This window comes from Pseudomonas sp. YY-1 (assembly GCF_002843095.1).
Taxonomy (GTDB): Bacteria; Pseudomonadota; Gammaproteobacteria; order Pseudomonadales; family Pseudomonadaceae; genus Aquipseudomonas; species Aquipseudomonas sediminis_A.
The window spans coordinates 13,613-34,770 of sequence record NZ_PJLX01000024.1 but is presented as its reverse complement, the minus strand read 5'-3'; the positions used below and the strand labels follow the sequence as shown (position 1 = coordinate 34,770).

The window sequence follows — 21,158 nt, the reverse complement described above, 5'->3', positions numbered from 1 at the left end:
CTGCCACCCTGCCACCCTGCCACCCTGCCTGGAGGTGGGCAAAGTTATTTGCCCATTCGGCCAAAGTTAAGTGGTTCGGCCAAAGTAACTAGGATCCTGCTAAAAGCCCCTGCTGGTCGTTAGACCAGCGGGGGCTTTTAGCATTGAAGGAATGATGCCAGTGGCGTCAGTTGGTTGCCTTCACTATGGTGCTGCATGTACGAACCTTAAACATTTTGGTCAGGCTTTCGTATCTGTTGATACACCGCCCTCATCAGATGGCTCGCAGCAACATTCCTAAATGCCTCATCGTTCATTAGACGTACAAAGATTTCTTCGTTGCCATCCATGCGTTCAATGAACAGGTTCTCAAGCTGCTTGTTGAACACTGGCTCGAAGTTCTCGATGCTGTTTGCCATAACGGCCTGTCGTAACTGCTCATTGGCTACGGCGGTTTCACGGACTTGATCGAAGAAGAGCTGGTCTGCTGGGGTGAACTCTGTGCCGAAACGCTCATTGAGCTTGCCTACCAAAGTTGAGAGTTGCACATCCTCGTCCGCTTGGCCTGTACCTACATCACTCGGGCCTTCAAGCGCGTCCGCCTCGCCTGCTTTCAGATCAATTGCACCCTCGCTGATTTTTTGCAGGCGGTAGTATTTGAGCTCGACTTCATCGTCGACCTGCACCGTCCGATTGTCCGTCGTGCGCGGCAGCTTGGTCAGTAGGAAACGGGCATAGGTGTACAGCTTCTCGTGATCGGAGTCCTGGTAAGGGACGATCTGAGAAACAAAGCTGTACAGATTGCGGAAGCTGACCAGCTGCCCCTTGAACAGGTTCTGGTCTTCTTCCCCGAGTTTCTTGAATCGCTCAATCGCCAGATCGAGCAGGCCATTCAATTTCTTGTGCTCGCCACCGGTAGGGTTCAGGCGGTTGCGGAACCAAATCTCGCACCAAGCGCTGACCTCTGCCCTTGTGTAAATTTTCCAGCTAGCCAGAGTATGTGCCAGCGTGTTGAGTTGTTGAGGATCGGTGTCGTCGCCCTTGTCCGTTTTCTCGTAATAGGGCTTGAAGGCGGTGTAGATGTCCGCAGGTTCGTTGACAAAATCGAGCACGAAAGTGTCGGTCTTACCTCGTGTCGTGCGATTCAGGCGCGACAGTGTCTGTACCGCCTGGATGCCGGATAAACGCTTGTCGACGTACATGCTGTGCAACAGTGGCTGGTCAAAGCCCGTCTGGTATTTCTCGGCCACCAGCAAGACTTGGTATTCCTCGGTGTTGAATTTCTCAGGCAGCTCAGATTCCTTGATGCCGTTGTTCATGTTCACTTCGGTGAATTTCTTATCGGCGAACTCTTTGAGCGTGATTTCGCCAGAGAATGCCACCAGCGATTTCACGTCGGTGTAGCCCTTGTCCTTGATGTACTTATCGAACCCCAGCTTGTAGCGCACGGCGTGCTCACGCGAGCTGGTCACTACCATCGCTTTGGCACGACCACCAATCTTGTGGCGACTATGGGTGCGGAAGTGCTCCACGATCACTTCGACCTTCTGCGCGATCTCGTAGTCGTGAAATTCGACGAAACGCGCCAGTGCGCGGGCGGCCTTCCGGCGCGGTACCTCCGGATCAGCCTCCACCTTCTGGATCAGCTTGTAGTAGCGCTTGTAACAGGTGTAGTGGGCCAACACGTCGTGAATGAAGCCTTCCTCGATGGCCTGCCGCATACTGTAGTGGTGGAAAGGCGCTTTGCCGTTGGGGCCGGGTTCATTGAAAACGGCTAGAGTCTTGAACTTGGGCGTCGCCGTGAATGCAAAGAAGCTCAAGTTGGGTTGTTTGGCGCGCTTGAGTTGTTCGCGTAGCAACTCCTTCTTTGCCTCTTCGCTCAAGGCATCGTCGTCCATATCCAGCAACTGCTCGGCAATGGCGGACTCAATGCCATCCTTGTTCAGGATCTTGCGCAGCTCCATCGCCGTTTCGCCGCTCTGCGAGCTGTGCGCCTCGTCCACGATCACCGCGAAACGCTTGCCCGCCGTCGAGATGGCCACTCCTTTTCCGTTGGCCTCCATAGTGCGAATGGCTTGGGTGATGAAGGGGAACTTCTGGATGGTGGAAATGATGATCGGCACACCATCGGCCAGAGCTTTGGCCAACTGCTGCGTATTTTCGTCGATCTTCTGCACAACACCCAGCTTGTGCTCGAACTGGAAAATTGTGTCTTGCAGCTGTTGATCCAGCACACGACGGTCGGTGATCACTACCACTGAGTGAAAGATTTTCTCGTTGTTGGCGTCATGCAGGCTGGAGAGGCGATGTGCTAGCCAGGCGATGGAGTTAGATTTGCCTGACCCAGCGGAATGCTGGATCAAGTAGTTGTGCCCTGAACCATGCACTTGCGCGTGGTTGGTCAGTGCCCGAACCGCATCCAGCTGATGGTAGCGGGGGAAAATCATCGACTCCTTGCTATGGCGCTTGATGCCTTTTTCGGTGACGACGGTCTTTTCCTCGACGTCCAGGTGAATGAACCGAGCAAGGACGTCCATCAAGCTGTCGCGTGTAAGCACCTTGCGCCACAGGTAGGCGGTACGTACATCGCCTTCAACGGGCGGGTTGCCGGCACCGTGGTCATGCCCAAGATTGAAAGGCAGGAAGAATGTGTCCTTGCCCTCCAGCTTGGTCGTCATGAAGACCAATTCGGTGTCCACGGCAAAATGCACCAGGCAACGCTGTTTGAAGGCGAACAACAGCTCTTTGGGGTCGCGCTCAAAGCGGTACTGGTACTTTGCGTTTTCCACGTTCCAGCGAGTGGCCGACATCGGGTTCTTCAACTCCAGCGTGGCCACAGGCAAGCCATTCACCGCCAACACCACATCGGGGATCGGCCCGCTCTTGGTGTTGACCTGCCGCACGATGGTCAAGCGGTTATCGTCGTAACGCTCGGTACTTGCTGGGTCGAGCCCAGTGTTGGGCGCAAAGTAGGCAAGCCGCACCGTCTTGCCCACGCACTTGAACCCTTCGCGTAAGATCGCCAGCGCGCCTTTGACGGCAAGCTCTTTCACTAAGCTATCCAACAACATCGCCGAGGCCTTGGCGGCGTCGAGTTGGGTCAGACGAGTCCAGATCTTTGGCTGCGTCTTCTGCACAAAAGCAACGACATCTGCCGGGAATAATGCGATATCCGGATCGTAGGTGTTGGGGTCACCCTGCTCGTACCCACCTAGGCTTACCAGCGTGTGCTCGATGTCGTTTTCAAAGTCGATTTCTTTGTGCATCTCTCTCACTCGTAAATGCGTGGGATTCGGCTTGCTAGCGCATCACGTCAATGACGCTGCTTTCCGAATCAGCTAACTCCTGACATTGAGATCGGCATACCAGTAGTGCCGTATCGTGTTATCGCGTTGCAGGTGGCTGCTTTCAGCACTGGGTCTGGATGAATGCTCAAAGCGCGCTTAGTCACTTGGCCAACTCGACAGCGGTCAGCGGAGCCGAAAAACCGCGTACATCAATTTTTCCGGTTACAGCATTGGTGATTAGCGCCGAGCGATACTCTTGTAGGCGCTCGATTACGGAGTCGATGTGTTTTTTTTGATGGTCGAGCTTAGCAATCAATGAAGTTATTCGTTTGACGATAATTTTCTGACTTTCAACTGGTGGTACAGGCAGACGGATGTTCTTAAAAATATCAGTGCGGAGCACCTTCGTACCGTGTGCAGACTCCTCTACAACACTGAGAATCAACGGCTGTATCCCCCTAAGCAAAAGCGCGAGGTACTCACAATCCAAGCTCGTACTCAGGGCTTTCATGTCCTGATTGACGGTTGTGGGGACAGTGTTAATCGCAACTGGAAAGGTGTGCGCAAGGATCATTCCCCGAACCACGATAAGCACGCGACCGGCTTCATGCAGAGTAATGCCTGTTTCTAGAAGTGCTTCGTCAGTCAATGTATCGATAGATCCTGAAAGAAATTCGCACTTCATATCCTTGGGCGTAATCCAAGGAGTGTTGCCGCCCCAGTAATATGAGTTAGTCGTGGCAGGGGTCATTCCACCGGCCATAGATGTGAGGAAGCGAAGCCGCTTTGTCGTCCAGTCAGCTGGAATCTCCCCCAACCACGCCACTCCCGAATCCTTCATCGGCACCGACGGATCAAGTCCCTTGGTGACGGCATGACTGATGAGCGCTGTGCGCTTTTCGGCCAGCTTGTCGAGCAGGGCCACTTTCTTTGCGATCAGGGCATCGATTTGCGCAGTTTTGAAATCGAGGAAACGGGCGATGTCTTGTTGTTCCCTAATCGGTGGGATACCTGCCCGGAAGTCCTTGATAAAGCTCTCTGGCACTCGCTTTTGTCCGCCAGCACCGTACATCTCGGACTCACCAATCTTTCGGAATAGATCGGAAATGGTCAGGTAGAAGAGGAACTGGGGCTCCAAATGTTCGGGGCCAGCACGCATTACGTGAAGTTCAGTTGTTCCAAATGCTGTTTTATTCTTCAATCCTTTGGCAACTGACCCCTTGCCGTTTTCGAAGCAAGGGGTGATTTTTGCCACCACTACATCGTCATCGCAGAAATAGGTATATCCACTGCCGATTTCGCTCAGTTCTTTCTCTTCGTCCAAGCGAATCCCGCCGTATTCGCCAACGGCATCCATCGGCACGAAGGAAACTAGCTCGGAATCATCAAGATCGATTTCGGTCTTGCTGGGATTCATCCTCAGGGCGAACCGTAGACGCTTCTGCTCCCAAGAGTTAGGAAAACCATCAGGTGAATACTCGGGATATGCGCGATAGTTAGTCATCACACTACCTCGCTCAACATGGCCACGATGTCTTTTTCCAGCTGGCTGATTTCGCCTGCAATCACATCCAACGGGCGCGGCGGCTGATAAACGTAGAAGTGTCGGTTCAGCGGAATTTCGTAGCCCACTTTGGTCTTGCTATGGTCGATCCAGGCATCGGACACATGTGGCAGGACTTCAGCCTTGAGGTAGTTCTCGCAGTGGTCTTTCACCAGTGCCAACAGCTTGTCATGGGCGGTTTCGTTGTCGTAACCCAACGGCAGCGGCAATTCAATGTCGACCGGCAGTGCCACGATTTCCGTATCGCGCAGATCGACATCGGGTTCCGGGTTGCCCTTGGCATCAAGACAGATATCTGCCTTGGGGTCACGCGTCGACAGCGCCGCCAGGATGGCTTTCTTCACCGGCGCACCAACTTTGATACCAGTCTCCTTAAGGGCGGCTTGGAGCACTGCCTCGAAAGCAGGGCGGTTTAGGTACAGCGTTTCACTGTCCATGCCTTGCAGCGCAGCCTTGATGGCTGCCTGTGTTTCTTGGCCCGCTGCGATTTCCGCGCGATAGGCTGCATCGTCCTTACGCTTCTTGCTGCTTGCTAAATTGACGAAAGCGCTCTGGTCATCAAGCTTGGCGATCCGCTCCGCGCTGGCCTGAAAGTTCAAGCGCAGCGGGCGCTCAACGGTGATTTTGAGGAAGCCAAACTCGCGGTTCTCGAAGACCTTGCTGCAAACTCGGAGTTCGGGCTTTCCGTCCACCAGCACTTCACTTTCCGCATCGTGGTCGTGCTCGGCGTACAGGCGCACCAGCTCCCTGATGTGGTCGTCCGAGAGCTCGTTGCGCTTATTGCCCAGGCTCTTGTCCATCTTCTTGAAATGGCGGGTTCCGTCGATCAACTGCACCTTACCTTGACGATGAGCGGGCTTCTTGTTGGTGACGATCCAGACATAGGTGTAAATGCCTGTGTTGTAGAACATCTGGTCAGGCAGGGCGACGATGGCGTCCAGCATGTCGCGCTCGATGATCCAGCGGCGGATATTGGACTCGCCCGATCCGGCGTCACCAGTGAACAGGGGGGAGCCATTGAACACGATGGCGATCTTGGAGCCGTCGCCACCGACGTTCTTGCCATCGATCAGCTTGGGCGGCTGGTGCATCTTGGAGATCATGTGCTGCAAAAAGAGCAGCGAGCCGTCGTTAATGCGTGGCAGGCCTGCGCCGAAACGTCCATAGAAACCGTGCGTGCTGTATTCCTCTCGGACGTAATCTTCTTCAGGCTTCCACTCCACCCCAAACGGTGGGTTGGCCAGCATGTAGTGGAACCTCTTGCCCGGATGCCCATCGTACGGCACAAAGCCGTTGGTCTTGTTCTTGGCATCCTTGATGCCTAGGGTGTCGCCGTAGATCAGGTTATTGATCGGCTCGTCCTTGATCAGCAAGTCTGAACAACAGATGGCGTAGGACTCTGGGTTGTATTCCTGGCCGAACAACTCGATGTTTGCATCTGGGTTCAGGCCGTTTGTGACGCCGTCACCGCAGATGAACTTCTCTGATTCGGACAGCATGCCGCCGGTGCCCGCTGTAGGGTCATACACGCTGCGATAGATGCCTTTTTCGTAGATGCCGTCTTCGCCGGTGAACAGCAACTGCACCATGAGGCGAATGACTTCCCGTGGAGTGAAGTGATCCCCTGCTTCTTCGTTGGCTTGTTCGTTGAACTTACGCACCAGCTCTTCGAACAGATAGCCCATCTGTAAATTACTGATGGCTTTGGGCGAGAGGTTGATGTCTGCGGAGCAGAACTCCTTGATGATGAGGTAGAGCCGGTTCGCCTCGTCCAGCTTGGCGATCTCGGCCTCAAACTCAAACTTGTCGAAGATGTCGCGGGCGCGTGGCGAGAAGCCCTGGATATAGGCGATCAAGTTGCCGGCAATGTTGGGTGCATCGCCCAGCAGTTTCTCAAACGTGAAGCCACTGGTGTTAAACAGCTCTTGCTTGCGGTCGGTAGCGGCGATACGTGAGAGCGCCTTCTCTAGCGCTGGGCCGGTGATGCCTTTGTCTTCCAGGCGTTTCTTTTCGTCCAGCACCTTCTGCTTGTTCTCAGCCAGTACCAGATCAAAGCGACGCAGCACAATTAGCGGCAGCATCACGCGACGGTACTGTGGCGGACGATAGGGCCCACGCAGCTTGTTGGCGATATTCCAGATGAAGCCGACTAGGTTTTGATGTTGAACGTTTTGCATGATCAGTTCCTAAAAGTGTTCGATTCGTTACGGATGTCTTCAGACCATTAGCAGGTGGCTCATCCGTTCATTGTTTGGCGGGCTATTGGAGTGACCAGAACGCGCTGGTTAGCTCGGTTTGCTGGCGGCAAAGGATTTCAATTTCTGTCTGGATCCGTGCCTCTTCATCGAATGCTTGCACCATGGCGTGCATGGTCGGCAAAGGAGGCACTGGAATTTCAATGTTCTTAAGGGTCGAAAGCTGAATGGAGGGGATGGTTGCCCCCACTGCTGCTTGATTAAGCAAGCCCTGCCCAATTGCGGATCTCAGGAGTATCAGCAGCGCTTTGGGAGGGTATTGATCGGGGAATCGGCTGCGCAAGAGCACTAATGATTGCCCTGCTACCCAGCTGTTCTGGCCAGGCGGCGGGACGTCGCCAGCTATGCCTGCCTTGCCTACGACACCTTTGAAAGTCATCAGAATGTCGTCAGGCTTGATGAAGTAGCTGTCTGCCTTGGGCGATTGCAGGTCGAACAATGCTTCTTTGCTGGCACTGCGGATATAGCCGAACGATGGAATGTCTTGGGCCAGCACCTCGTTGACCTCTGCACCCTCTGAGGCAGTGCTGTGTTGCCTGGGACGAAGGATTTCAAAGAAGTCCCCCAGCTTGCGCAGTGGATAGCGCTTGAGGGTATTGCTCAGCTTCTGTGCAGACTCATCCTGGACATAGCGACTGGCCTCAAGGCTGAAGTCGCTGTGGGCTATTTCCTCAGCCGTCACATTCCTGGCAAATGGGGAGGCATCGTCGCTCGCTACCAGTTGCAGCAGCGCATCTATGTCCTTCAGATCCACGCGCCTTCTGCCGGAGGCCTCTATGAATGCCTCATGGTTGCCATTCACAAAGCGGATCGATTCATTTCGACGCTTGCTGTCTAGAACAAGGATATTGATTGGAATTTGCGTGTGGCTGAACAGCCCGCCGGGCAAGGCGATAATCGTGCGGATTTGGCCCCGACTGACTAGATCTTCGCGCAGCTGCCGCTCGATCCCCTTGCCGAATAGCACGGAGCTTTGAACTGTCAGAACAGCTAGCCCTTGTGTCTGTGCGAGCAGGTGACGGATTTGCAGCACATTGCCGACCTGGGTTTTTTCGGTGAAACGCTCCCAAAGATCGCCATTGTAGATTTCATTTGGGTATTTCACTCCCATCGGTGGGAAGCAAATGGCCGCATCGAACTGAACCAGCTTTCCTTGGTTGATAGCTCTTGGGGCTCTCAAAGGGTCGGTAGCATGCAATTCCCAGTTCACCCCGCCTACCAGGTTGAGCATCTGAGCGCAGGTGCTTTGCACTTGCGACTCAACCCAGAGGCTTGCGCCGGTTCGAGCAATACGGGCAGCCAATTGACCAGAGGTTTCCCACGGTATGTAGATATTTTGGGCTTGGTCGACATGGGCCAGAGACACCATCAACTCGCAAAGGCTGGGCGAGTAGCTGGCGGTCTCACTGCGCGGATCGTTACTCCAATGCGCTGCGTCATCCAGCAGCAGTGTATCGAGCAGGCCTTGAGTCCCTAGCAAGCGGATTTTCTGGGTTAAAACAGAAAGGTCGCTCGCCCCGTGAAGCCCTTTCCATGCACCTTCATCTAAGAATGGGTGGCGAGTGTGTTGCTGTACGCTCCGTAGAGCCTCCAACTGCGAGGAGGTGTTCTGCTCGCAGAACACCTCGAAACGAAGGTGTTCTGGTAGTACCGGCTCCTTGGAGAGCTTCCACCAACACAGCAACTGTAGGACGAGGGACAGAGCATTGTAAGGGGCTGTGCCAGTGCCTCGAATAGTGTCGAGCAGTTGCCAGAGGACTTTGTCGTTCATGGTTTTTCCGTGCTGTCTGGGGAGCGTAATGCGTTCAGTGGCGCTGCGAGCAGTTGTAGGTTGTGATCAGCGCTTCACCGTCGGCGACCACCACCACGCCACCTTTGTCGTTTATTTTCATCAGCAGGCGGCGTTCGCGATCCAGAGCCGCTAAGCGCTGCTTCGCTTCCTTCTTACCGAACACGACTTTGTCTTTCTCCTGCGAACCATGGGCCAGGACGTAATCGACCATGTCGAGTGAGATCCCGCGCTGGGATTGCCGTGCCTTGCAGTGGTGGGTGGTGTGCATGGTGTTCTGCTCCATGGAGTGGTGAACATGGGCTTCAGATTAGGTGAAAGCTTTCGGTGCGTCAAGTAAGCAATTAATGCGTAAAATAAGCATCAGTGTAATTCTCTCTCTGTGTGCTGAGAGGGCACCGTATTTTGCTGGGATAGGTAGGCTACGAAGGCCATGTAAAAGAACCTGCCATCATCGTACGCGGCAGGTTGCTTCTGAAGCGCTGGATAGTCTGTGAGAGCCTCTACTACAGATGTTGGGCTACCAGAACACCTAAGCCGGCAGCCACTTATGCCCCTTCTGGCATCCAGCGCACTAGCCTGCGATGAGCCTGATTGACCATAACGCCCTATTACGCGCAGTCCTGCGGGTCATGCACGTGCTACTACATGTCGAGATCGACTTCCAGGGCGCCGCGTCTCTCAACTGGGCTGGCGTTAGCCCCTTCGCCCACGGCCTTGATACGGGATTGGACGACTTCGCGGAACAGTCGGCTTTTGGTGGGATGCTTCGGCAGCTTTAACAGCGGACGTAAGGCCACCAACTCGCCAGAGGGTTGCCCATCGGCTGCCTCTATCGAGCAGTACAACTCCGCCCGCTCAATCAGCCCTGCGCCAGTCCGAAGCTGTTTGATCAGTTGGGTGAAGTACTGTTCGAACAGCACCTCTAGCACGCCATGGTCGTCGAAATGCGCCAAGTACAGCCACTGCCCTTTAGGGTCATAAGGTGAACCGCCCCAATGCAGGCTGAGTTCGGCCAGGCGCTGGAGCACCACGTTAGCCCGCTCGAACACACACCAGATGTGCGGTGCCACCGCGCGTTGCGACAGCGCGTGCTCATAGAGCTCCCGTGCTGCGGTGGTTGGATCGCGCCACGCACCCGGCTGAATGCATAGCACCACGCAGGTGAGCTTGCCTTTAGCGTTGTACACATAGTAACCACCCGGAGCGCCCAAGGTGCTGCGCCGACGTAGCACGCGCCCTTGGTAGGCATCAAACACGTACAGGTCTGAGGCGCTAAAAAAGTCTTCCATGCGCTGGTACAGCGCGTGTTTAGAGGCGGTCGCGCGGAGGGGGCGTGGAGCTGGGTTTTCCGCTGTGGTGGCAGCCTGGTTGCGAACCAGTGCTTCGAGTTCATGCAATTTCAGCTGGTTGCTCAGTACCGCATGGAGTACCTCTTGTGCGACCTCGGGGGCAATCGATCCCAGCTTGGCCAGGCGCTCTAGGGGAGCATAACCGCAGTGCAGTGTGGCCCTGTCAAAGGCCGGTGTGAGTCCATCCAAAAAGCGCCCGGCGATTTTGATGCGTGACCAAGTCTTGGGTTTCAGGCCCAGTTGAGTGGCGACTTCCGGATCGCTGAAGCGCTGTTCGCGGGGTTGCTGCTCCAAAGCGATGCCCTCTTGGTAAGTGTCATACCAACTGGTGTCGACGCGGCGGCCCATAGCGGTTTCTCTGGTTTAAGTTGGACTGTCATTTAAATTTGTTGACAACCCTACCAAGTCTGACTATGAATGTAAATGTCCTTTCTAGGAGATTCCACTAAACATGCCTTCCAGAGCAAAAAATCGTAAACCTGTTCGCGATGTAGCCAAGCGCGTTAAGCGTGGCCACAAGGCCTATGTCGTGCCAACACCGCGTAATGACGCGGGTTGGGTTGCGGGTCAAAGCTTTCTGGAGCGCAACCACCTGCTGCTGTTGAGCGTGCAAGTGGGAATCAAGCGGCTGTGGGATCAGGCGGTGTGCATCGATCTGGACAACGAGACCCTGGTGGATCGCCTGGCGGACTTGCCCAAGCGTGGCGGCAAAGCTGTACGTCGCTACACCGCCGACAGTGCGTATGAGCGCGATGATGGTCAGCAGGGAGTGTGTGAGAGCAAGCCGAGTGCGTTTTTGGCGAAGCACGGCGAAAAACATGCACTGGCTAAGAAAGTCCTCAACAAGTACGGCAAGTCGTTCACCACATTGACGGAAGAACAGTTCACCCCTGTTTTCATTTCCAATCTGGAAAACCTGCTGAAAGCCACGAGTGAGGGGCAACGACATCACGCCGAGTTGGCGATTGAAAAACTCCACAAGGCCCTGGCGCATCAGCAGCGTTGGTTGACCCAGGCCCTCAAGCAATCTGCCGGTCTATCGAACGCCGACATTTTCTTTGGGCTAGCCCATGGGGTGCTGTGCGCGGATCTGAGGCAGTCCCTATTTGACAGCAACAGTTGGGTTGAAGCGGCGCATGGCAGCCTTGATCACCTGATGTTCGTGGAGCTGTGACATGGCCGTACTCAACGACAGCTACCTCAGTCCACGGCGCTACAAAGTCGGTGGCCTGGTTGCAGGCTGTGATGGCCGACAGTATGTGATCGACACTATCCACACCAAAGCCCAGCAAGTGGTGCTGCTGGGCCCGGTGGGTGAAACCTACGTTTATGAAAGCAATGAGTTCCGTAATCGGGTAGCGGCGGGTGAGCTTCGACTGGTGGTCTGCAAGCAGAACGCCGAAGGTGTCGAAGAAGTTTTCGAGCCCCGGAAACTCATGGGCAATGAAAGTAAAGTGCTGGAGGAACGTCAGCAGTACATCGATATCATTCTGAAATACATCGATAACAGCACTTGGGATTATATCTACGAGAAAATTAAGGAAGAATACGGCGGCAAGCGAAAAATTCCAGGCCGGCGTAGCATTGAGCGCTACTGGCAGATCTATAAGCAGGCTAAGTCGCCAAATTGTCTAGCACCCAAATATTCACTGCGGGGTGTACATCGTTCGTTGTCGCTGGATCCACATGTTGAAGAAATCATCATCAATGTGTTGGAAGAGAAATACTGCAATAGCTCAGGGTTCAGTGTTAAAGACATTGTCGAAATCATTAATATTCGGTGCGACAAAAAATCCGCTGAGCTGAATGTTGAACTGGGCGGTATTTCACGGCGCGCAGTCGGTCGAATTATTGAAAACCTCAATATTAAGCAATTGAAAGGCCGACTGAACCAAAAGACGTTTCGTTTGATCATGCGCAATGCCTTGCACTTTTTCGATGTGCAAGAGCCTTATGCGCGAGTTGAACTGGACTCAACCGTATTGGATATTTTGCTCGTCGATGCGTTCGGTAACATCATCGGAAGTCCGACTCTTTACGCGCTTATCGACACTGCGACGCAGACGATTGTCGGTATCTTTCTGACTATTCAGCCGGCCAGTCAGATCGGCGTTCTGCAAGCTCTCCAGTTTGCTTTTTCACCGAAAGGTGAAGCGTTTCGTCAACAGCACGGTTGTATTCACCATTGGCCTGCACCAGCCGACATTCGCGTCTTGGTGATGGATAACGGCGCCGACTGCCATGGCCCGATGGTCGTAAAAGCTGCCCGTTATTTGTCGATGATGCTCGAATACTGCATCGCTGGCGCCCCCTACCAAAAACCCTTTATCGAACGTTTTTTTGGCAGCTTGCACACGATGTTGATCAAAAAATTGCCTGGCGCGAAATACTCGCATGACAAGCGTGAAGAGCATGCCTTAGAGAATGCTGAGAAAACGGCAAAGCTCACACTCGATGAATTGAATTCGCTGATTATCCGCTGGATCACGGACACGTATCACCTAAAACATAGCGACCGTCTAACGAGTAAGTTTAATCGTGCTTGCTCCCCGGCTCAGGCGCTAGAGATCTTGAGCCAGCAATATGTGCTATTTCCAGCGCCCTCAGCCGAAGAGCTTCTGGAAGCCTGTCGTCATCATCTAGAGGTCAAACTCAATGTGACGCGTGAGGGACTCAACTATCAATGCCAGCAATACCAGAATGAATATATTTCTGCACTGTATAAGACCAATGGTAAGCAGAAAGTCGAAGCGTATGTGAATCCCATCGATTGCAGCGCGATCCATGTTTTCGATACTGACAGCAAAAGCTGGCGTGTGGTGCCGAACAAAAACCCACATATGCCGGCGATGAGTTTTGAGCAGGCCAAGTATTACCGCAGTTTGAACTACAAAACGGATCTTGAGATTTCAAGAACCGAGCATGTGCAGAATCAACATCAGATCATCGAGGACGCCCATGCCAGCAAGGGCAAACGGGGGCGTATTAACCGCAATCGCCAGGCTGAGCGCGACATCGAGCGCGCCCAAGCAGCGATCACGACTGCTTCTCAGCAGCCGGTGGCCGACGTGCCGCTGGTATCGCCGGATCCCATCGAGGCGGCAGTGAAACCCCACCGGAGGAAAAAGCAATGACGAATCTGGCGACAAAGGTGGTGCGTTCGGAGGCATTTATCCATGGCGCTTTGTTGCGAGCACATGAGCGTGGCTTCAACGTGATNTTGCGAGCACATGAGCGTGGCTTCAACGTGATGGCACAGGCACAGGCACAGGCACAGGCACAGGCACAGGCACAGGCACAGAAACGTGATCCACAGATTTTGCCGTTATTGGGGCCGGCGGGAACGGGGAAGACGGATACGATTGCAACTTGGCTCGCTGACTTTCCTCCGCAGAAAAATGCGGAAGGCAAGATCGTCAAGCCGGTGATCCGTGTGACCTGTCCAGTGGAGCCGAATCAACGATCAATGGCCTTGAGCATCATTCGCGGCCTGCAAGGTCGTGTGTTAAGCAGAAGCAGTACCTCGGATGTGGTCGAGCAGGCAGTGGGGCAACTGAAAGTTGTTGAGGTCAGCACGATCATCTTCGATGAAGTCCAGCATCTGGCCGAAAACCTCAGCGAAGCGAAAATGAAAATTGCAGTGAACTTTCTGCAATTCATCCTCGAAGAGTCCGAAGTTTCGTTGATCTTGGTGGGGCTGCCGACGGCTCAGCGCTTTATCAACTTTGATGCTTCCTTCCAAAGGCGCTGCTTGGCGACAGAGCTGGTATATCCCTACGCCTGGAGCAGCGATAGACACCGCCAGGACTTTGCCGACGGGGTGGCGTTGATCGCAGAGGCCTATCGCGAGCACGGCTGGAAGACCGTGCTAGATGACCCTGACTCACTTAAGCCTCTGTATGCCGCCTGTATGGGGCGCTTTGGCGTGCTGATCGACTTCCTCAGCCATGCCGAGACCGATAACGGGCGAAAAGTGATCGACATGAAATGCCTGGCCAAGGCCTACGCCCATGGGATTAACCATCAACCGTTTGCCGGTAATCCGTTCTCACCGAGCACCCAGATCTCGGAACAGGAGCTGAACGCGGAATATGTACGCGTGCTCCAGCAGGCGCATTTGCCGATTCCCAAGCTGTAAGGGGCTAAGCCATGTCATTTTTTCAGAGTGTCAGCCTCAAGCCGGGTGAAAGCTTGAACTCCTTGCTCATGCGCAAAGCAGAGCTAAATGGTTACGGCACAGCGCATGTACTGCTGGCTGACGTCGGCCTGGCTATGAAGGTCAGTTACTCGGCGGAAGAGCTAGAGCTGCTCCGAGAGTGTTTTGAGCTGGCTGAGCATGATCTGATGCCAGTGAGTGCAGGCCAAGCGCCTTACTTGGGACAAAAAGCGTTTTTGCGCAGTCAGTGTTCGCCTGTGTGCCCTCGGTGTTTGGCTGATGAGGGAGTGGCGCGTGAGGCCTGGTCTCATCTGCTGGTAACCGCCTGCTCAGTGCATCAGACGGAACTGCTCAGCCAGTGTCCACAGTGTGCAGAGCCGATCAGTCTGACCCGACGATTGTTGATGCACTGTGATTGTGGCTATGACTATCGCCACGCCATCAGTGCGCCGTCATCGGCCTTTGCTGCTGGGCTGTCGGCGCTATTGGCAAACGACTCTGCGCCAACTCGGCAGGCGCTCCCGGCACCCCTTAATCAGCTGAGTTTTGAGCCACGGCTACCCGCGTTTATGCTGATGCTGGCCAAAGCGCAGGGTCGCATGAGTGATCAGCTTCCCACGAAGTTTCGCTTTGCTGCCAACTCCTCTGTCGAAGACTCCGTGGCTATGGTGGGCCATCTGGAATCGCTGTTGGGAGACTGGCCACAGCGTTTCGATGCCACCTTGAAAGAGCAGCTCGGTCAGGGGGAAGGGGTCAGCCTGGCTGGTCGAATTGGCACCTGGTACCGGGCGCTTTTCAGTACCTATGCGGCGTCGAGCTTTGATTTTCTGCGGGATCGCTTCAAGGCACAGGTCGCTGAGCACTTCGATGGGAGGCTGGGCGTCAGCTCACGCGCTCAGATGTTTGGTGCTGGCAACGCTGATGCAATGAGTTGGTTCTCTGCGGCAGAGGCTGCACGGCTTCTGGGCGTGGCTCCCGACATCTTGGCCAACCTGGTGATTACGCAGCAGGTTGAGGGGCGAGTACATCAGGAGGGCAAGAGTCGATTCATTGCCGTTCACCGCTCAACACTCGACCAGATTGCAGCTAATCGAGCTAGCTATCTCTCCTCGACGGAAGCCCGTCAGCGTCTGAACGTCTCGAAGAATTTCTTCGAGCGGTTTATCCAGGCAGGGGGCTTGCGTCGCTACAAGCGCACCGAGCGACCGGTACTCGTGGCCGGCGAATTCCGAGTCGCAGATGTCGATCAGGTGATTCAGCAACTAGTGGGATGTGTCCACAAAAAGCCCAGAGCAGCACAGCTGATCGGCATTCAAGACATCTCCGCCAAGCACGGTATTTCTAACAGCAAGATCGTGGGCGTTTTGCAGGACATCCTGCAAGGCATTGTTCGGCCTGTGGCTCACGTCAGCTCACTGGATGGGCTGGCCGGCTTGCAATTCGACAAGACGGAGATCGAGCAGCGTGTTCGTGACAACGATCCTGACGTTGCGTTCAGTGTTGATGACTTGGCTCAGGTGTCTGGCTGGAAACCTGGTGTGATCAAAAAATGGATTCAAGGTGGATACCTCAAAAGCATCGTTCAGACGCATGGCAAGGCCAAGCGCGATGTCGTTCTGGTCTCCGCGCTGATCGAGTTTCTGCTGACATACAGCCCCACCGCTGAGATATCCAAACAGCTCAAGACCAAGACCTTGTACCTAATGCAGTCCTGGCGTCCCGCCAAGATTGAAGTCATCACGCCCCCTCAGGATTCCGTGGGTGGCCTACGTGGTTTGCTGGTGCGAAATGCTGACCTTGCCCGCGCTGCGCAGCTGAGAAAACCCACTATCCGGGAGCTCGCTGATCAGCTGGAGGAGTCCCCATGCTGACGCTACTCAAGAAAGCCAAGCTGGCCGATGCCCTGCTCGATGATTACCCCGAAGTCATCACAGGCTACATCGTCGACGCCAAGGTGGTGTCCGGTTGCCTGGTTGGGACTGCGTACAAGACTTGGGGATATGCCAGAGGGGAAAAACTGATCTCTGGGAGCATCACGCAGATCATCGACTGCGGCCCGCGTTGGTTGATCAAAACGCGCGAGCAGGATTGTCTGGTCGTCGTGAATTTTTCCCGTGGGGGGCGGCAGTCGCTGCTGCACCTCATCGACCTGTTCGACACCGCGCGGGTGGCGCAGTCGCACTGGTGCCTGCATTGAGAGCCCGGTACACATGATCCCTTCGGCGCCACGCTTTAGTCTCGATGACATCCAGGCCTGCCCGGAAAGTGCCTGGATCGTCGATGGTGCAGTCTTGCGTTGCGCGGGGGAGGCGCTGCATTGCGCACTGGTGCAAGACCTCAAGAGCCAACGGGTACTGGGCTGGTCGACTGCGTTGGACGCAGATCCAGCGCTGATGTTGCGGGCCGTGGAGTTAGCGTGTCAGCGGCATCCACGGACGCGCCCCACCCTGCTGTATCTCGATGCTCAGGTTGAGCAGGGCCCGGCGCATGTGATTGCCGCCCTGACGTGTCTGGAGATTCAGTTGTGTTTTTTGCAGGGGCAGGAGCAGTGGCTGCTCAAGCCATTGGCAGCGGTTTGGAGCCAACTCCAAGCCGGTTTCGACGACCAGGAGAAATGAGGGTCTTGCTTTGGACGATCTTCAAACGATCACTGACCTGCTCTCTGGCGCCGGGGAACCGATGACCGGCTCAGACATGACCGATGAGCAGGCGCTGGCCTTTGCGCGTGAGCGCTTCCCCTATTCCGAGTTTTGTTTGGTTCGTCACTGGCGTTGGATCGACCTCGATGTGAGCGAAGCTCAGCGCCTTGAACTGGAAAAAACGCAGCGTATGCCGGTGATGCTGTATGCCGATGGAGTTGTGTACGACTCGATGCGTCGCTGGGATGTCGGCGATTCAGTGCGTACGTCATTTCTGTCTGTTTTCGAGGAGGGTTTCGTGTTCCGGACGTTGAATACGGTCTACCTGATGCTTGGCGATGGCCAGCGCAAACGCGCGGCGCTGGAAACCGTGGGCCGCATCCGTTTCTGAGCCTGGGCCCCTTGGCTGGGGATTCGAACCAGGCTGCGCATAACACGCTTTCTGTTGCGCTATTGCGCGGGGAGGATGGATGGCAGAGCTATCACGCTACGCAGCGAGAAGGCTGGCTCAGGCGCGGCGAATTTGTTTTGGGCGCCCAGTGACCGCGTACATCACTAATGCGCAGATCATTGCACGGGCCGGATTTGGCGTGATGCACGATCACATCAAAGCTGATGCATGGGGTCGCTTTAGTGACGGCCATCGAGTACGAACTTCAGATGTCATGCGTACTGAGCGTATTGATGGTTTCTATGTGCTGCATACCAGATACAGCGTGGTAGGTTTCGATTTCCCCTACCGGGTAGTTCTAACATGGTCTGTCCCGGCCAGATTTCCATCTGGATCGGCACAACCCTCAGGATTTATTTATCAAAATTGTTAATAAAATCTGGGCCTGATGCGTTACCGACTCATCGCTAGCAATTGGCATGCGCGTCACTTTTTTCCGGGCTCTTAGAGCGACCTAAAGCCTGTCTTCGTGTCCAAGTACACAGGAGATGGCACAGATGACACGCATTCAATGGCCCGAGATCAATGATGTGGAACCCCACATCAATCTTATGGTTGCTTTTGATTCAGGGCAGGGCATGCAGGCTTGGGGAGCATGCATATCTCTGGGGGCTGCCAAAGCGCTGTATTCCGGACTTGGGGCAGAAGCATTGAAAGACCATGCTTCTGTCGAAGCTTTACAGTGGCTCTCGACGCAGTTGGGTACGCCGCTGAGCAAGCTAGAGCTGCCAGTCGCCGGCATCCTCACTACGCTCCATGGTTTTTTCCTTGGTGGGTGTGCGAACGATCTGTCCGCATACAGCCGCCATGGTTGCTTTTGCGAGACGGCATTCGGTGATTTGCATCGAGTATCTTTGGAATGGCTTGAGGCCGGTACGGGCGAGCCCTTCAGTTTGATGTTCTGCTGGTAAAAGGAAGCTACCAATGCGGTTGTTCAGCTACAAAATGACCCACGACACTGGATTTGCTCCAAATCCGTTTGGCCACACACTCACGCTAGCTACCTGCAAGCCGCAGATTCGCCGCTCAAAGAAACAGGGTGATTGGATCGCTGGATTCACATCCAAGGCGCTGACTGGAGATCGGGTTGGTGAAGAACGCCTGATCTATCTGATGCAAGTGGGGAAAAAACTGCATCTACGCGACTACTTCGGCGATCCCTTGTTCCATGTGTATTCCACCGATGCTGACACCCAATTCCAGCGATTGTGACCCGCCCGCGCTGGAGGTTCTGACCCGCCCATTCCAGTGATTGTGATCCACTGCGCCGATGATTCTGACCCACCTCCGAAAGCAGGTCGGTGCAGCGTAAACGCTTGCGATCTCCTTTTCTGAAGATCAATATGTAGAGAGTTATTCATAAATGAATGTACCTCTACAAAATGAAGCTTCTAGCACTCATCCTTTCCTTGCCTACTGAGAATGCCACCGCTCGACAACGGGCTTGGCGCTCGCTGAAAGCCTCCGGGGCAGCAGTGCTGCGTGATGGTGTCTATCTGATGCCTGAACGCGAGGACTGCCGCGCCACGCTGGATGGTTTGGCCGCAGATGTGCGTGAAGCCGGTGGGGCAGCCCATGTGCTGCGCGTGGAAGAGCCTGAAGGTGCGAACTTTACCCATCTGTTTGATCGTGGCGAGGAGTATGCGGCCTTACTGGCTGAGGTCATGCAGTCGCGGAACACCCTGACCGCCGACACCATACAGGACACGCTCAAGCAGGCACGAAAACTCCGCAAGGCCTTCGCCAGCCTAGTCGAAATCGACTTTTTCCCTGGCCAGGCCCAGCAGCAGGCGGATCAAGCCTTGCAAGAGCTGGAACTGGCCTGCGCCCGCGTTCTGTCCCCGGATGAGCCCCACGCCATGGCCGGGGCCATCGCGCAGTTGCATGCAGCCGACTATCAGGGACGCACCTGGGCGACCCGGCAACGGCCGTGGGTGGATCGTCTGGCCAGTGCCTGGCTGATCCGCCGCTTTATCGATCCGCAGGCCAGGATTCTGTGGCTGCCCAGCCCCATGGATTGCCCTGCCGATGCCCTGGGCTTCGACTTCGACGGCGCGACCTTCAGCCATGTCGGCAGTCGCGTCACCTTTGAGGTGCTGGCGACAAGCTTCGGTTTGGAGCAACCCGCCATCGCCCGGCTGGGCCTGCTTGTGCACTACCTCGACGTGGGTGGCGTACAGCCGCCCGAAGCCGCCGGCATCGAGAGTGTGCTGGCAGGGCTGCGCGAAACACTGACCCAAGATGATCAATTACTGACCGCTGCTTCCGCCATCTTCGATGGTTTGCTGGCCAGCTTCGACAAAGGAGTACCCACGACGTGACGCAAACCGCCGCACCCAATACGGAAACACTGACGCAAGCACCGCAGCCGATCAGTTTCTGGCAGGCCTTCGCCTTCTGGCTCAAGCTGGGCTTTATCAGCTTCGGCGGCCCAGCCGGGCAGATCTCGATCATGCACCAGGAGCTGGTGGAACGGCGGCGCTGGATCTCCGAGCGGCGTTTCCTGCATGCGCTCAACTACTGCATGCTGCTGCCCGGCCCAGAGGCCCAGCAGTTGGCCACCTATATCGGCTGGCTGCTGCATCGAACCTGGGGTGGGGTGATTGCCGGTGTACTGTTTGTGCTGCCGTCGCTGTTCATCCTGATTGGCCTCTCCTGGGTCTATATCGCCTTCGGCGAAGTGCCGGTGGTGGCCGGGCTGTTCTACGGCATCAAGCCGGCCGTCACCGCCATCGTGGTGCAGGCCGCGCACCGCATCGGCTCGCGGGCACTGAAGAACAACTGGCTGTGGGCGATTGCCGCCGCCTCCTTCGTGGCGATCTTCGCCCTCAACCTACCGTTTCCGCTGATCGTGCTGGGCGCTGCGGTGATTGGTTACTTCGGCGGGCGATTCGCCCCTGAGAAATTCAGTGTCGGCGGTGGCCACGGCGCGTCCAAGCAGTCCTTCGGCCCGGCACTGATTGATGACGACACCCCGACACCGGAGCATGCGCGCTTTCGCTGGCCGCGCCTGCTCTTGTTAGCCGTCATTGGCGCGGCGCTGTGGGCATTGCCCATGGGCTTGCTGACCGCCCTGTACGGCTGGGAAGGCACCCTGACGCAGATGGGCTGGTTCTTCACCAAGGCCGCGCTGCTGACCTTTGGCGGGGCCTATGCGGTGCTGCCCTACGTCTACCAAGGCGCAGTCGGTCATTACGGCTGGCTGACCCCGACGCAGATGATTGATGGCCTGGCCCTGGGCGAGACCACGCCGGGGCCGCTGATCATGGTGGTGGCCTTCGTTGGCTTTGTCGGCGGCTATGTGCAGCAAGTGTTCGGTGCAGACCAGGCCTTCCTGGCCGGCGCGGTGGCCGCCAGCCTGGTCACCTGGTTCACCTTCCTGCCGTCGTTCCTGTTCATCCTGGCCGGCGGCCCGCTGGTGGAGTCGACCCACAACGAACTGAAGTTCACCGCGCCGCTGACCGCCATCACGGCGGCTGTGGTCGGGGTGATCCTCAACCTGGCGTTGTTCTTCGGCTATCACGTGCTCTGGCCGCAAGGCTTCAATGCTCATTTCGACTGGCCATCGGCGTTGATCGCACTGGCGGCGGCCGTCGCCTTGTTCCGCTTCAAGCGCGGCGTGATCCAGGTGCTGGTTGCCTGTGCGCTGGTCGGACTGGGTGTGCACCTGCTGCAAAACTGAGAGG

The 21,158-nt window shown here is 55.7% G+C and carries 17 protein-coding genes; 11 read left to right on the top strand and 6 right to left on the bottom strand.

Going from position 1 to position 21,158, the window contains the following annotated elements; genetic code table 11:
* Nucleotides 1-206 precede the first annotated feature (206 nt).
* The 6 genes from CXP40_RS23205 to CXP40_RS23180 form a co-directional block, all read right to left on the bottom strand.
* Nucleotides 207-3,245: a type I restriction endonuclease subunit R gene (locus CXP40_RS23205; RefSeq protein WP_106735647.1), complete on the bottom strand. Its 3,039-nt coding sequence runs from the start codon at nt 3,243-3,245 to the stop codon at nt 207-209.
* 181 nt (nt 3,246-3,426) lie between these two features.
* Nucleotides 3,427-4,770: a restriction endonuclease subunit S gene (locus CXP40_RS23200; protein WP_106735646.1), complete on the bottom strand. Its 1,344-nt coding sequence runs from the start codon at nt 4,768-4,770 to the stop codon at nt 3,427-3,429.
* Entirely contained in the window at nt 4,770-7,007 is a 2,238-nt protein-coding gene (locus CXP40_RS23195; RefSeq protein ID WP_177429710.1) for a class I SAM-dependent DNA methyltransferase, read from the bottom strand. Before CXP40_RS23195 ends, CXP40_RS23200 begins: the two co-directional genes overlap by 1 nt.
* 82 nt (nt 7,008-7,089) lie before the next feature.
* Nucleotides 7,090-8,856: a type I restriction-modification system subunit M/S gene (locus CXP40_RS23190; RefSeq protein ID WP_106735644.1), complete on the bottom strand. Its 1,767-nt coding sequence runs from the start codon at nt 8,854-8,856 to the stop codon at nt 7,090-7,092.
* 34 nt (nt 8,857-8,890) lie between these two features.
* Nucleotides 8,891-9,145, bottom strand: a complete 255-nt coding sequence (locus CXP40_RS23185) for a DUF4258 domain-containing protein (protein ID WP_106735643.1) — start codon at nt 9,143-9,145, stop codon at nt 8,891-8,893.
* 373 nt (nt 9,146-9,518) lie between these two features.
* Nucleotides 9,519-10,574 carry a hypothetical protein gene (locus tag CXP40_RS23180; protein ID WP_106735642.1) on the bottom strand — a complete coding sequence of 352 codons (1,056 nt, stop codon included), beginning with the start codon at nt 10,572-10,574 and terminating at the stop codon, nt 9,519-9,521.
* Between the two features lie 103 nt (nt 10,575-10,677).
* Between CXP40_RS23180 and CXP40_RS23175 the strand changes: the two genes are divergently transcribed.
* The 11 genes from CXP40_RS23175 (at nt 10,678) to chrA (ending at nt 21,154) form a co-directional block, all read left to right on the top strand.
* Nucleotides 10,678-11,400, top strand: coding sequence for a hypothetical protein (locus tag CXP40_RS23175; RefSeq protein ID WP_106735641.1), 723 nt, complete (start codon nt 10,678-10,680; stop codon nt 11,398-11,400).
* 1 nt (nt 11,401) lies between these two features.
* The gene (locus tag CXP40_RS23170; protein ID WP_106735640.1) at nt 11,402-13,360 is read left to right on the top strand and encodes a DDE-type integrase/transposase/recombinase; all 1,959 of its coding nucleotides are present in this window, start codon (nt 11,402-11,404) and stop codon (nt 13,358-13,360) included.
* Nucleotides 13,357-14,364 carry a TniB family NTP-binding protein gene (locus CXP40_RS23165; RefSeq protein WP_106735639.1) on the top strand — a complete coding sequence of 336 codons (1,008 nt, stop codon included), beginning with the start codon at nt 13,357-13,359 and terminating at the stop codon, nt 14,362-14,364. Before CXP40_RS23170 ends, CXP40_RS23165 begins: the two co-directional genes overlap by 4 nt.
* Before the next feature lie 11 nt (nt 14,365-14,375).
* On the top strand, nt 14,376-16,253 hold the full coding sequence (locus CXP40_RS23160) for a TniQ family protein (protein ID WP_106735638.1): 1,878 nt from the start codon (nt 14,376-14,378) through the stop codon (nt 16,251-16,253).
* Nucleotides 16,247-16,579: a hypothetical protein gene (locus tag CXP40_RS23155; RefSeq protein ID WP_106735637.1), complete on the top strand. Its 333-nt coding sequence runs from the start codon at nt 16,247-16,249 to the stop codon at nt 16,577-16,579. Before CXP40_RS23160 ends, CXP40_RS23155 begins: the two co-directional genes overlap by 7 nt.
* A gap of 13 nt (nt 16,580-16,592) precedes the next feature.
* Nucleotides 16,593-17,000, top strand: coding sequence for a hypothetical protein (locus tag CXP40_RS23150; protein WP_106735636.1), 408 nt, complete (start codon nt 16,593-16,595; stop codon nt 16,998-17,000).
* Nucleotides 17,001-17,010: 10 nt separating this feature from the next.
* Entirely contained in the window at nt 17,011-17,412 is a 402-nt protein-coding gene (locus CXP40_RS23145; protein WP_256579549.1) for a hypothetical protein, read from the top strand.
* A gap of 557 nt (nt 17,413-17,969) precedes the next feature.
* Nucleotides 17,970-18,383 carry a hypothetical protein gene (locus tag CXP40_RS23140; RefSeq protein ID WP_106735635.1) on the top strand — a complete coding sequence of 138 codons (414 nt, stop codon included), beginning with the start codon at nt 17,970-17,972 and terminating at the stop codon, nt 18,381-18,383.
* A 13-nt stretch (nt 18,384-18,396) separates the two neighbouring features.
* Nucleotides 18,397-18,684 (top strand): hypothetical protein, encoded by a 288-nt coding sequence (locus tag CXP40_RS23135; protein WP_256579548.1) that lies wholly within the window; start codon nt 18,397-18,399, stop codon nt 18,682-18,684.
* Nucleotides 18,685-18,839: 155 nt separating this feature from the next.
* The gene (locus CXP40_RS23130; RefSeq protein WP_371916980.1) at nt 18,840-19,793 is read left to right on the top strand and encodes a chromate resistance protein ChrB domain-containing protein; all 954 of its coding nucleotides are present in this window, start codon (nt 18,840-18,842) and stop codon (nt 19,791-19,793) included.
* Between the two features lie 29 nt (nt 19,794-19,822).
* Nucleotides 19,823-21,154 (top strand): chromate efflux transporter, encoded by a 1,332-nt coding sequence (gene chrA, locus CXP40_RS23125; RefSeq protein WP_256579550.1) that lies wholly within the window; start codon nt 19,823-19,825, stop codon nt 21,152-21,154.
* Nucleotides 21,155-21,158 lie beyond the last annotated feature (4 nt).

Coding starts and splice junctions, on each gene's coding strand:
- CXP40_RS23200 (WP_106735646.1), bottom strand. CDS start 4,770: ATGACTAACTATCGCGCATATCCCGAGTATTCACCTGATGGTTTTCCT.
- CXP40_RS23170 (WP_106735640.1), top strand. CDS start 11,402: ATGGCCGTACTCAACGACAGCTACCTCAGTCCACGGCGCTACAAAGTC.
- CXP40_RS23140 (WP_106735635.1), top strand. CDS start 17,970: ATGACACGCATTCAATGGCCCGAGATCAATGATGTGGAACCCCACATC.
- CXP40_RS23190 (WP_106735644.1), bottom strand. CDS start 8,856: ATGAACGACAAAGTCCTCTGGCAACTGCTCGACACTATTCGAGGCACT.
- CXP40_RS23180 (WP_106735642.1), bottom strand. CDS start 10,574: ATGGGCCGCCGCGTCGACACCAGTTGGTATGACACTTACCAAGAGGGC.
- CXP40_RS23135 (WP_256579548.1), top strand. CDS start 18,397: ATGCGGTTGTTCAGCTACAAAATGACCCACGACACTGGATTTGCTCCA.
- CXP40_RS23205 (WP_106735647.1), bottom strand. CDS start 3,245: ATGCACAAAGAAATCGACTTTGAAAACGACATCGAGCACACGCTGGTA.
- CXP40_RS23175 (WP_106735641.1), top strand. CDS start 10,678: ATGCCTTCCAGAGCAAAAAATCGTAAACCTGTTCGCGATGTAGCCAAG.
- CXP40_RS23185 (WP_106735643.1), bottom strand. CDS start 9,145: ATGCACACCACCCACCACTGCAAGGCACGGCAATCCCAGCGCGGGATC.
- CXP40_RS23155 (WP_106735637.1), top strand. CDS start 16,247: ATGCTGACGCTACTCAAGAAAGCCAAGCTGGCCGATGCCCTGCTCGAT.
- CXP40_RS23195 (WP_177429710.1), bottom strand. CDS start 7,007: ATGCAAAACGTTCAACATCAAAACCTAGTCGGCTTCATCTGGAATATC.
- CXP40_RS23160 (WP_106735638.1), top strand. CDS start 14,376: ATGTCATTTTTTCAGAGTGTCAGCCTCAAGCCGGGTGAAAGCTTGAAC.
- CXP40_RS23150 (WP_106735636.1), top strand. CDS start 16,593: ATGATCCCTTCGGCGCCACGCTTTAGTCTCGATGACATCCAGGCCTGC.
- CXP40_RS23130 (WP_371916980.1), top strand. CDS start 18,840: ATGTACCTCTACAAAATGAAGCTTCTAGCACTCATCCTTTCCTTGCCT.